We start from the raw sequence: 11,937 nt of genomic DNA, 5'->3' as shown, positions 1-11,937 counted from the left end.
TCGCGAGCAAGCTCGCTCCTACAGGCCCTGCTGTAGCGCCGGATCATCCGGGTTCTGTTGCTCCAGTTGAGCGAGCAGCACTTGGACGTTCTGCAACTGGCCGGTCTCTTTCCAGTAGTTGACCAGCAGCACGCGGGCTTTGCGGTTGGCGGGGTGACGCTGGACGATTTCTTCCAACTGGCGCTGGGCCGCCTCTACTTCGTCCTGGGCGTGCAGGGTCGTGGCCAGGTCGTAGCGATAATCCGGGTTGTCCGGCGCAAGCTCCACCGCCTTGGACAAGCCGAGAAGGGCGTAGGGCCGCTCGCCATGGTGCAGCAGCCACATGCCCAGAGCATGTTGCAGGTAGGCCGATTCGGGGTGCGCAGCCAATTGTCGGGCTAGCAGTTGACGCGACTCGTCAGTCTTTCCTTGTTTGTCCAGCAGTTCGATTTGCGATACCACCGCTTGCAGGTTGTCCGGCTGCAAGCGCATTGCCTGCTCCAGGGCGTTTTGCGCCTCCGGCAGCAGGGCGCTGTGGATGTACAGGCGCGCCAATTGAATCCAGCCTTCAGCCGTTTCGGGCTGGGCCTTCAGCGTTGTCACGAATTCGTCGAGCACCTGCTGCAGTGGGCCAAAGTACAAACCCAGGGTATCGGGCGACAAGCCGAGCAAGGCGTTGGCGGCGGCAAAGCGCACCGATTGTTCCGGATCGTCCAGCACCGGGCCGAGCAGTAAGGTACGTTGGCCGGTTGGCACCAGGCCGACGATGCTGTGAATTGCGGCTTCGCGCACCAGCGCTGACTCATTGGTCAGGTCTTTATCGGCCAGTTTCAACGCCTGGGGGCTGGGGTAATTGGGCAGCTCGGCGTGCAAGGCGGCGCGGCGCTCGGGCGACAGGTCCGGCCGGCCGAGCTGTTGGTACAACACACGTGCGGCGCCTGGCTCGCCATTATGCGCCTGCTTCAAGGCCTTGGAATAGCCATGGGCGATGGCCGGGGGGACGGCCACTGCCGGGGTACGGGAGAAAAACCAGGTGATCAGTACGATCAGCAACAGGGCGCACAGGCCGATGATGGAGTAACGGCGAGACTTTGACATGCAGGCGTCCGAAAGCTTGGGCAGCAAAGTTCCAAGCTTCGGTCAGTGCGAGGCGAGTGTCAAACCCGCGTCAGGTCAGCACGTAGTCCGCTGGCTCCAACGCTGGCGGCAGGTTGACTTCACCCAAGGCGGAGAGGATCTCGCGCTCCAATGTCCGCAGGATAGCGTCACACGGCAAGTCGTTTTCGTCGAAGCCGAAGGGGTCTTCCAATTCATCGCCAATCGCATCCAGGCCAAAGAAGGTGTAGCTGACAATCGCGGTGAACACTGGCGTCAACCAGCCAAGAGGCTCGGCCATGGCGAATGGCAGCAAGATGCAGAACAGGTAGATGGTGCGGTGCAACAGCAGGGTGTAGGGAAAGGGCAGTGGTGTGGTCTTGATGCGCTCGCATGCCGCCTGCACCTGGCTCAGGCTGACCAGCCGGGCTTCCAGTTGGGTGTAGCGCCATTCGCTGATCACGCCCTGTTGTGCCAGGACCGAAAAGCGCGCACCGACTGCTTGCAGCACGCTGTCCGGCAGGTTGGGGTGGCTCGCTGGCACGCTGATCCACGGGTGTATCGCCCGGGCTTGATCTTCATGGCGCAAATGCGCGACCAAGCCATGGGCAAAACCGCACAGGCCGCGCAGCAGGCCAGCACGCTCGGCGGTGTCCCCCAGCACCTGGGTCTCGCGAATCAGCGAGCGCACGTCAATGACCATTTGCCCCAGTTGCTTGCGGCCCTCCCACCAACGGTCGTAGCAGGCGTTGTTGCGAAAACTCATGAAGATCGACAGTGACAGGCCCAACAAGGTGAAGGGCGTAGCGTTGACCTTGGAAAAATAGGCGGGGTGCAGGGTTTCCACCAGCACGATGACCGAGGCCAACAGCGTGACCAGCAGGCTGCGCCAGGCAATGCGCTTGGCAATGGAGCCTTTGAGGGAGAACAGGATACCCAGGACGTTGGGTTTAGGGCGAACGATCATGGAGGGCTTCTGTGGCGGAGCAGGCTGTCAGATTAGAAGCTGCTATGCATCGCGTCCAATCACTTGGATCGACCGTCTGATCAGTCAACTCAATGACTAACGTGTGAACCGGCAGTACATAACCCTGTGGGAGCAGGCTTGCCTGCGAAAGCGGTGGTGCAGTGACAGTCGGGGTGACTGACCCACCGCCTTCGCGGGCAAGCCCGCTCCCACAGAAAAGCGAAAAAGCCCCCGTGTTCACTACGGACTGGCCAAACCAGTCAGCCAAGTTGAAGGCTTTGACCATTGCCGCTGCGCCGCTCTGGAGCGACTATTTCAGCGGTTTATCGAGTTGTAAACGTCCTGAAAATAAAAACACAGAAGGATAGGAAGCGATGCGTGAGTATTTGGCTGCCACTACCGAGTTTGATTACCAGCATACCGCCGACGCCGCACTGGCCGGCAATCTGCAGGCGCTCAATGCCTGTGTTGAATGCTGTGACCGTCACGCGCTGCCGGGGCGCATCGCGTTGTTCTGGGAAGGCAAGGACGGGCGCAGCGCCACCTCTACCTTTACCGAACTGCAGGAGCAGGCCGCACGTTTCGCCAACTTCCTGCTGGCCCAGGGCGTCAAGCGCGGTGACAAAGTGGCGGGCCTGTTGCCTCGCACTGCCGAATTGTTGGTGGTCGTGCTGGCAACGTGGCGCATCGGCGCGGTCTATCAGCCGCTGTTTACCGCGTTCGGACCCAAGGCGATTGAACATCGCTTGAACAGCTCTGGCGCAGCGCTGGTAGTCACCGATGCAGTGAACCGTCCCAAGCTGGCGGAGGTCGCCGACTGCCCGACCATCGTCACAGTCGCCGGGGCCAAAGGCGAAGGTATCGTGCGGGGCGACTACAGCTTCTGGGCCGAACTGCCCAATTACTCTTCTCACTGCGAGCCGGTGCTGCTGGGCGCAGAGGAGCCGTTCCTGCTGATGTTCACCTCCGGCACCACCGGCCCGTCCAAGGCGCTGTCGGTACCGCTCAAGGCCATCGTCGCGTTCCAGGGCTATATGCGCGACGCCGTGGACTTGCGCCCCGAGGACGCGTTCTGGAACGTTGCCGACCCTGGGTGGGCCTATGGCATCTATTTCGGCGTGACCGGGCCGTTGTCCATGGGGCACCCGATTACCTTCTACGATGGCCCGTTCACTTTGGAAAGCACCTGCCGGGTCATCAATAAATACGCGATCACCAACCTGACCGGTTCGCCCACGGCGTATCGGCTGTTGATTGCCGGTGGCGAACAGTTCGCCCGTTCGATCAAGGGCAAGCTGCGCATCGTCAGCAGCGCCGGCGAGCCATTGAACCCGGAGGTGATCCGCTGGTTCGCCGACAACCTGGGCGTGACCATCCACGACCATTACGGCCAGACCGAGCTGGGCATGGTGCTGTGCAATCACCATGGTTTGGCGCATCCGGTGCATGTCGGCTCGGCGGGTTTTGCCTCGCCAGGGCATCGCATCGTGGTGCTGGATGACAACCATCAGGAGCTGCCAGCCGGCCAACCCGGCATCCTTGCCATCGACCGCGAGCAATCGCCTATGTGCTGGTTTGCCGGGTACGACGGCGTGAAAACCAACGCGTTCGTCGGCAAGTACTACCTCAGCGGCGACACCGTGGAGCTGAACCCGGACGGCAGCATCAGCTTTGTCGGGCGCAGCGACGACGTGATCACTACATCCGGCTACCGCGTGGGGCCCTTCGATGTGGAAAGCGCGTTGGTGGAACACCCTGCGGTGGTCGAGGCTGCCGTGGTCGGCAAGCCTTGCCCGGAGCGCACCGAGCTGGTCAAAGCCTTTGTGGTGATCAGTGAGCAATACCGTGCCACCCCGGAGCTGGCTGAAGAGTTGCGCCTGCATGTGCGTCAGCGCCTGGCCGCCCATGCGTACCCGCGGGAAATCGAATTTGTCAGCGACTTGCCCAAGACCCCGAGCGGCAAGCTGCAACGCTTTATTTTGCGCAATCAGGAAATAGCCAAGGCCCAGGCGGCCGTGGCGTGATCCCTTTAAAAGGAAACAACGATGCAGATTGAAAACAAGGTATTCCTGGTCAGCGGCGGCGCGTCAGGCCTCGGCGCGGCCACGGCTGAAATGCTGGTCGCCGCAGGTGCCAAGGTGATGCTGGTGGACTTGAACGCTGACGCCGTGGCCGCCAAGGCCGAGCAACTGGGCGACAACGCCCGCAGTGCCGTAGCAGACATCAGCCAGGAAGCCGCTGCAGAAGCGGCGGTGAAGGCAGCGGTCGAGGCCTTTGGTGGCTTGCATGGCCTGGTCAACTGCGCGGGTGTGGTGCGCGGCGAGAAGATCCTCGGCAAGAATGGCCCGCACGGCCTGGCAAGCTTTGCCCAGGTGATCAACGTCAACCTGGTCGGCAGCTTCAACCTGTTGCGCCTGGCCGCTGCGGCTATCGCTGAAACCGAGGCGAATGCCGACGGCGAGCGCGGCGTTATCATCAATACCGCCTCGGTGGCGGCATTCGATGGGCAGATCGGCCAGGCTGCGTACGCCGCCTCCAAGGGCGCGATCGCCAGCCTCACCTTGCCTGCCGCACGGGAACTGGCGCGCTTTGGTATCCGCGTGATGACCATTGCACCGGGCATTTTCGAAACCCCGATGATGGCCGGCATGACCGACGAAGTCCGCAACTCGCTGGCTGCCGGCGTGCCGTTCCCGCCACGCCTGGGCAAGCCCGCCGAATATGCCGCGCTGGTACGCCACATCGTTGAAAACAGCATGCTCAATGGCGAGGTGATCCGTCTCGACGGTGCCTTGCGCATGGCCGCCAAATAAGGAGCAATTGCCATGAACGACCCTATTGTTATTGTCAGCGCCGTGCGCACGCCCATGGGCGGTTTCCAGGGCGACCTCAAAAGCCTGACCGCACCGCAGCTGGGCGCAGCCGCCATTCGTGCGGCGGTCGAGCGTGCCGGTATCGCCACCGATGCCGTCGACGAAGTGCTGTTTGGCTGTGTGCTGCCCGCCGGGCTTGGACAGGCGCCTGCCCGCCAGGCTGCCCTGGGCGCCGGACTGGACAAGGGCACGCGCTGCACCACCCTCAACAAAATGTGCGGTTCCGGCATGGAAGCGACGATTCTGGCCCACGACTCGCTGCGCGCTGGCAGCGTGGATGTGGTGATCGCAGGCGGCATGGAAAGCATGTCCAACGCCCCGTACCTGCTGGATCGTGCGCGCAGCGGCTACCGCATGGGCCACGGCAAGGTGCTGGACCATATGTTCCTCGACGGCCTCGAAGATGCTTACGACAAGGGGCGCCTGATGGGCACCTTTGCCGAGGACTGCGCCGAGCACAATGGTTTTACCCGGGAAGCCCAGGACGCGTTTGCCATCGCTTCCCTGACCCGCGCACAAGAGGCCATCACCCACGGCAGCTTTGCCAGTGAAATCGTCCCGGTGCAGGTCACCGTGGGCAAGGAACAAAAAACCATCCTTCACGATGAGCAACCGCCGAAAGCCAAGCTGGACAAGATTGCCAGCCTGAAACCGGCGTTCCGTGACGGCGGTACAGTGACGGCAGCCAACTCCAGCTCGATCTCCGATGGCGCCGCGGCGTTGTTGCTGATGCGTGAGTTCGAGGCACTCAAGCGCGGCCTCAAGCCGTTGGCAGTGATCCACGGGCACGCCGCGTTTGCCGATGAGCCTGGGCTGTTTCCGGTGGCGCCGGTGGGGGCGATTCGCAAACTGATGAGCAAGACCGGCTGGAGCCTCGACGAGGTGGACCTGTTCGAAATCAACGAGGCCTTCGCCGTGGTCAGCCTGGTCACCATGAGCAAGCTGGAGATTCCCCACGACAAGGTCAACGTGCATGGTGGTGCCTGTGCATTGGGCCACCCCATTGGTGCCTCCGGCGCACGCATCCTGGTGACGTTGCTCGCGGCCCTGCGCCAGAAGGGCCTCAAGCGTGGCGTCGCCGCTATCTGCATTGGCGGCGGTGAAGCCACGGCCATGGCCGTTGAATGCCTGTATTGAGGATGACCTATGTTGCCCAATGACGAACAACTGCAAATCAGCGACGCCGCCCGGCAATTTGCCCAGGAACGTTTGAAACCCTTCGCCGCCGAGTGGGACCGCGAGCATCGTTTTCCCAAGGAGGCCATTGGGGAAATGGCCGAACTGGGATTTTTCGGCATGCTGGTCCCGGAACAGTGGGGCGGTTGCGACACCGGCTACCTTGCCTACGCCATGGCCCTGGAAGAAATCGCCGCTGGCGACGGTGCCTGCTCCACGATCATGAGCGTGCACAACTCGGTGGGTTGCGTACCGATCCTCAAGTTTGGCAATGACCAGCAGAAAGAGCAGTTCCTCACGCCCCTGGCCAGCGGCGCCATGCTCGGTGCCTTCGCGCTGACCGAACCCCAGGCCGGCTCCGACGCCAGCAGCCTGAAAACCCGTGCGCGCCTTGAAGGCGACCACTATGTACTCAACGGCTGCAAACAGTTCATCACCTCCGGGCAAAACGCCGGGATCGTGATTGTGTTTGCGGTCACCGACCCCGCCGCAGGCAAGCGTGGAATCAGCGCGTTTATTGTGCCCACCGATTCGCCCGGTTATACCGTGGCCCGGGTGGAAGACAAGCTGGGGCAGCATGCCTCGGACACTTGCCAGATCCTGTTTGAAGACGTGAAAGTACCGGTGGCCAACCGTCTGGGCGAGGAGGGCGAGGGTTACAAAATCGCCTTGGCCAACCTGGAAGGTGGCCGCGTGGGCATCGCCTCCCAGTCGGTGGGCATGGCCCGCGCCGCCTTCGAAGCGGCCCGCGACTATGCCCGTGAGCGTGAAAGCTTTGGCAAGCCGTTGATCGAACACCAGGCCGTGGCCTTTCGCCTGGCCGACATGGCCACCCAGATCGCCGTCGCCCGGCAGATGGTGCATTACGCCGCCGCCCTGCGTGACAGTGGCAAGCCGGCGCTGGTGGAAGCGTCCATGGCCAAGCTGTTTGCGTCCGAAATGGCCGAGAAAGTCTGCTCGGCCGCCTTGCAAACCTTGGGCGGTTACGGTTACCTGAACGACTTCCCTCTTGAGCGGATCTACCGCGACGTGCGGGTCTGCCAGATTTACGAAGGCACCAGCGATATTCAACGCATGGTCATCTCACGCAATCTTTAAGGAGCCGATACATGAGTTACGAAACCATCCTGCTTGACGTCCAGGGCCGTGTCGGGCTGATCACGCTCAACCGTCCCAGCGCACTGAACGCCTTGAATGCACAACTGGTCAGTGAGCTGAACCAGGCGCTGGACAGCCTGGAAGCCAACCCTGAAATTGGCTGCATCGTGCTGACTGGCTCGAAAAAAGCCTTCGCGGCCGGTGCCGACATCAAGGAAATGGCCGAGCTGACCTACCCGCAGATCTATATGGACGACTTGTTCAGCGACAGCGATCGCGTGGCCAATCGCCGCAAGCCGATCATCGCCGCCGTGAATGGCTTCGCCCTGGGCGGTGGCTGCGAACTGGCCCTGATGTGTGACTTTATCCTTGCCGGCGACACCGCCAAGTTCGGCCAGCCGGAAATCAACCTGGGCGTGCTGCCGGGCATGGGCGGCACCCAGCGCCTGACCCGTGCAGTGGGCAAGGCCAAGGCCATGGAGATGTGCCTGACCGGGCGTTTTATTGACGCGGTAGAGGCCGAGCGCTGCGGCATTGTCGCGCGTATTGTGCCCGCCGATGAGTTGCTGGAAGAAGCGCTGAAAGTGGCCGCCCTGATCGCGGGTAAATCCGTACCGATCAGCATGATGGTCAAGGAAAGCGTGAACCGTGCGTTTGAAGTCAGCCTGTCCGAAGGCGTGCGCTTTGAGCGCCGGGTGTTTCATGCGGCGTTCGCGACCCAGGATCAGAAGGAAGGCATGGCCGCATTCGTGGCCAAGCGGGCGCCGGAATTCAAGGATAAATAACCCTGCCAACCCCCGCATAGCAAAGGTGGGAGCTGGCTTGCCTGCGATGGCATCGCCTCGGTTAGCTGATGGACCGAGGTGTCTGCATCGCAGGCAAGCCATAATGCCAGACGGTCAAGGCATTTTTGTAGGAGCGAGCTTGCTCGCGAGAAGCTCACAGACGCCGCGGTCAGTCAGCAAGCACGCGTTATCGTTGACGTTTTTCGCGAGCAAGCTCGCTCCTACAGAAGGCGATGGTGTCATGTCCGTCAGAGCTGGTAGTTTTTCAACTCCCTGGCAATCACCATCCGCTGAATCTCGCTGGTGCCTTCATAAATCTGCGTGATCCGTGCATCCCGGTAGTAACGCTCCACCGGGTAATCCTCCAGATACCCATACCCACCATGGATCTGCATCGCCTTGGAGCAGACCCGCTCAGCCATTTCCGAGGCGAACAGCTTGGCCTGGGAGGCTTCGGACAAGCACGGTTTGCCGGCAGTGCGCAGGCGTGCGGCGTGAAGGATCAGCAGGCGCGCAGCGTTGAGCTGGGTTTGCATGTCGGCCAGCAGGTTGGCCACGCTCTGGTGTTCGATGATTGCCTTGTCGAACTGCACCCGATCACGGGCGTAGGCCAGCGCGGCTTCAAACGCGGCGCGGGCGACGCCCAGGGCCTGGGCGGCGATACCAATGCGGCCGCCTTCCAGGTTGGAGAGGGCGATGGCCAGCCCCTTCCCGCGCTCACCCAACAGATTGGCTTCGGGAACCTTGCATTGGTTGAGGGTGACGGCGCAGGTGTCTGACGCACGAATGCCCATCTTGTGCTCGGTGCGGTCGACCACGAAACCTGGGGTATCGGTGGGCACCAGGAACGCCGAAATGCCTTTCTTGCCCAAGTCTGGATCGGTCACGGCGAACACGATGGCCAACTTGGCCCTCTTGCCGTTGCTGACAAACTGCTTGGCGCCATTGATGACCCATTGGCCATCACGCAGCTCGGCACGGGTGCGCAGGTTATGGGCTTCGGAACCGGCCTGGGGTTCGGTCAGGCAGAAGCAACCGATGGCCTGGCCACTGGCGAGTTCGGCCAGCCAGGTGTGTTTCTGTTCGGTTGTGCCGTAGTTGAGGATCGGCCCGCAACCCACTGAATTATGGATGCTCATCAACGCGCCCGTCGCAGCGTCACCGGCGGATATTTCCTCCACGGCCAGTGCATAGGCGACGTAATCGACATAGGTGCCACCCCATTCTTCCGGGACGACCATGCCCAGCAGGCCCAGCTCGCCCATCTTCGCCACCAGGGCGTCGTCGATCCAGCCGGCTTTTTCCCAGGCTTGGGCATGGGGGGCGATTTCGCCTCGGGCAAAATCCCGCGCCATGTCGCGGATCATCACTTGTTCTTCAGTGTATTCAAGATCTTGCATGGCTTATTTCCCAATCTGCACGAAGTCGCGGAAGAAGCTGTCCACATGGCTGGCATCCAGCGCATGGAGGGTGGGCGGGTTCCACTTCGGAGTCTTGTCCTTGTCGATGATCAGTGCGCGAACCCCTTCGATCAGGTCGCCGCGCTCGAACCATTGGCGATCCAGATGCAGTTCGAGGGCAAAGCACTGTTCCAGTGGCAAGTGGCGGCCACGGCGCAGCATCTCCAGGGTCACGGCCATGGCCACGGGCGAGCGGGTCTGCATGAGGTTGGCGGTGGTCAGCGCCCAGTCGTGGCTATCGGCCACGGTGACTTGTTGCAGCTGCTCGACGATGCTGGGCACGTCCGGCAACCCGAAAAAGTGGTCAATGGCCGGGCGCAAGGCCGCCAAGGGGGCGTCGGGCAATTGCTGCACGGCGAGCTTGGCGAGTACACCTTGCAAGTCCTTGAGCGGCGAGTCATGCCATTGCAGGCCGTCGAGTTTCTGATCCAGCTCAACCAACTTGGCGCCGTCGATGTACCAGTCTGCCAACCCGCAGTACAAGGCATCGGCCGCACGGATCTGCACGCCAGTCACCCCAAGGTAAGTACCCAGCTCACCCGGGATGCGTGAGAGGAAATAGCTGCCGCCGACATCCGGGAAGTAGCCGATGGCCACTTCCGGCATCGCCAGGCGGCTGCGTTCGGTGACTACCCGCAGGTCCGCACCTTGCACCAGGCCCATGCCACCGCCGAGGACGAAACCGTCCATCAACGCCAGTACGGGTTTGCGGTAGTGGTGAATGGCCAGGTCGAGGGCATATTCCTCGACGAAGAAGTCCTGGTGCAGGGTGTCGCCTTGCTTGAAGCTGTCGTACAGCGAGCGGATGTCGCCGCCGGCGCAAAAGGCTTTCTCACCGGCGCCGCGCAGTACCACGGCGTAGACCTCGGCGTCGTCGGCCCAGGCCTGCAAATGCGCGGTTAACTGGCGGACCATGTCCAGGGTGATGGCGTTCAAGCCAGCGGGACGATTGAGGGTGAGGTGGCCGATATGGTTGCGCACGCTTGCCAGGACAGCGTCCTGCTGCACCTCGGCGTGGCTTGCTTGGGATGAAACCTGAGCAGTCATCTCTAACTCCCTGCTTTTATTGTCTTTATCAAGATGTTCGCGGGTGAACTCTCTCGTGATCGTACCAGTGCAAATTTGCCCAGTACAACCCGGAATCCTGCAGGTCGTTGTTGCATTTATGCAGTGCCGGTCAAACCACCCGGCTGGCCAGTACCTCACCGATACTGCGACGTCGGGCATGGCCCTCGGCGGCGTGGATCAGTTGCTCCAACTCTGTCGGTTCGACATCGTAGAACTGCTCCATCTCGGCCAACGCGAGCTTGAGGTCGGCTGCCGTGATGCTCGGCTCGCTCACGGCATTGGCAGAGCCCAGGATAACCGGGGCTGGCTCGGCAAGGCCCTTGGGATAACGCGTGCGCGTGGCATTGTTATAGGCCAGCGCGCAGGCGAGCAGGGCGCCGGCGCCGAGCATCACCGGCGCAAGCTCGTACCAGCCGAGGTTGACCGATGCCGGATCGGCCAGCACCAGGGTCATGGCCAGGCCGCCGGCCGGTGGGTGCAGGCAACGCAGCCAGCAGATGAGAATCACGGTCATGCCCGCCGCCAGGCAGGCGCTGCCCAAGGTGCGCCCCAGGACGCGGGCGACCAACAACGCGACGATGCCTGCACACAGGTAACTGCCCATGATTGACCAGGGTTGGGCCAGCGCCCCCGACGACACGGCAAACAACAGTACGGCCGATGCGCCCAGAGGGCCGAGCAGGTGCAGGGCCACCTCCATGCCGAACACCTGGGCACAGGCCCAGACACTGAACATCGTGCCCAGGGCCATGCCGATGGCTGCACGGCTCCATTCGGCGGGACGGGTGTTGATTGCAGCGGGTAACCAGCGAGCGAGCATTGAGAGACGGTCCATAAACAGCGGGCGAAAAAAAAGGCCTGCCTGGTTTCCCGGAACAGCCCTTTGAAGGTTCCAACATTTGGGGGAAGGAACCTGTGCAGTGTGCAGTGCTTGATAACGCGGCGCCAATGCATATTAATGAGGGTTAAATGCAAAATAAATGCAGCTAAAAGGCCTCGCCGTAGGTAATCGGCCCGGAGTCTGCGGGTGTAGCCGGATTGATCTTGCCCAGCACGCGACTATGGGTTTCTTCATTGAACAGACGCGCTTGCAGGTCTTCGCGCAGCCTTGGATCGTCGGCCAGCGGCCCCTTCAACGCCACCAGTGCGTCACGCAACGCCATCAAGCGATCCAGCCTGGGTAAAGGGAGGGTTAACAGGTTTTCTCGCACGGCATTGTCCTCTCGATGAAGTAAGCCATCGCGCGCGGGCAGCCTACAACGTCCTTGTTGTCATGAAGTGCCCTGGCCCAAGCGTTTCAGGGCAGTCCTGGCGGTCGGGTGGTAGATAGTAAGTGCACGTGGCAGCGAGTCTACAGTTGGGCTCCGAGCACCGGAAGGGAAAGTGCACCAGCCATTACGCAAACAAATGTAGGTGTTTTCTTGGTACCTATGATG

Annotated in this window: 11 protein-coding genes; 5 read left to right on the top strand and 6 right to left on the bottom strand. The window is 61.8% G+C overall.

The features are described from left to right. Window positions 1-18: 18 nt before the first annotated feature. Window positions 19-1,077 carry a tetratricopeptide repeat protein gene (locus AC1RAC_RS00620; protein WP_197900559.1) on the bottom strand — a complete coding sequence of 353 codons (1,059 nt, stop codon included), beginning with the start codon at window positions 1,075-1,077 and terminating at the stop codon, window positions 19-21. Window positions 1,078-1,147: 70 nt separating this feature from the next. After that, complete coding sequence (locus AC1RAC_RS00615) at window positions 1,148-2,041, bottom strand: bestrophin family protein (RefSeq protein WP_054919016.1); 894 nt, start codon at window positions 2,039-2,041, stop codon at window positions 1,148-1,150. A gap of 374 nt (window positions 2,042-2,415) precedes the next feature. On the opposite strand from AC1RAC_RS00615, the gene AC1RAC_RS00610 reads away from it, so the two are divergent. From AC1RAC_RS00610 to AC1RAC_RS00590, 5 genes are read left to right on the top strand one after another with little or no spacing between them, the layout of a single operon-like run. Then, window positions 2,416-4,065: an AMP-binding protein gene (locus AC1RAC_RS00610; RefSeq protein WP_197900558.1), complete on the top strand. Its 1,650-nt coding sequence runs from the start codon at window positions 2,416-2,418 to the stop codon at window positions 4,063-4,065. 21 nt (window positions 4,066-4,086) lie between these two features. Then, complete coding sequence (locus AC1RAC_RS00605; protein ID WP_492616001.1) at window positions 4,087-4,854, top strand: SDR family NAD(P)-dependent oxidoreductase; 768 nt, start codon at window positions 4,087-4,089, stop codon at window positions 4,852-4,854. Window positions 4,855-4,866: 12 nt separating this feature from the next. Next, window positions 4,867-6,051 carry an acetyl-CoA C-acyltransferase gene (locus tag AC1RAC_RS00600; RefSeq protein WP_492616000.1) on the top strand — a complete coding sequence of 395 codons (1,185 nt, stop codon included), beginning with the start codon at window positions 4,867-4,869 and terminating at the stop codon, window positions 6,049-6,051. Window positions 6,052-6,060: 9 nt separating this feature from the next. Further along, window positions 6,061-7,188, top strand: coding sequence for an acyl-CoA dehydrogenase (locus tag AC1RAC_RS00595; protein WP_034127453.1), 1,128 nt, complete (start codon window positions 6,061-6,063; stop codon window positions 7,186-7,188). Between the two features lie 11 nt (window positions 7,189-7,199). After that, window positions 7,200-7,973: an enoyl-CoA hydratase gene (locus AC1RAC_RS00590; protein ID WP_054896511.1), complete on the top strand. Its 774-nt coding sequence runs from the start codon at window positions 7,200-7,202 to the stop codon at window positions 7,971-7,973. 248 nt (window positions 7,974-8,221) lie between these two features. Here the strand turns inward: AC1RAC_RS00590 and AC1RAC_RS00585 are convergent, their stop codons facing one another. From AC1RAC_RS00585 to AC1RAC_RS00570, 4 genes are all read right to left on the bottom strand, one after another. Continuing rightward, entirely contained in the window at window positions 8,222-9,373 is a 1,152-nt protein-coding gene (locus tag AC1RAC_RS00585; protein ID WP_072446622.1) for an acyl-CoA dehydrogenase family protein, read from the bottom strand. 3 nt (window positions 9,374-9,376) lie between these two features. Further along, window positions 9,377-10,480, bottom strand: a complete 1,104-nt coding sequence (locus AC1RAC_RS00580) for an enoyl-CoA hydratase/isomerase family protein (RefSeq protein ID WP_492615999.1) — start codon at window positions 10,478-10,480, stop codon at window positions 9,377-9,379. A 130-nt stretch (window positions 10,481-10,610) separates the two neighbouring features. Next, window positions 10,611-11,321 (bottom strand): HPP family protein, encoded by a 711-nt coding sequence (locus AC1RAC_RS00575; RefSeq protein ID WP_054896508.1) that lies wholly within the window; start codon window positions 11,319-11,321, stop codon window positions 10,611-10,613. 166 nt (window positions 11,322-11,487) lie between these two features. Continuing rightward, complete coding sequence (locus AC1RAC_RS00570) at window positions 11,488-11,676, bottom strand: type VI secretion system contractile sheath small subunit (RefSeq protein WP_254989728.1); 189 nt, start codon at window positions 11,674-11,676, stop codon at window positions 11,488-11,490. Window positions 11,677-11,937 lie beyond the last annotated feature (261 nt).

The organism is Pseudomonas sp. GW823-FHT02F05, from assembly GCF_058797315.1.
Note: the sequence above shows the minus strand (reverse complement) of the source record. Positions and strands in the feature narration are given on the sequence as shown.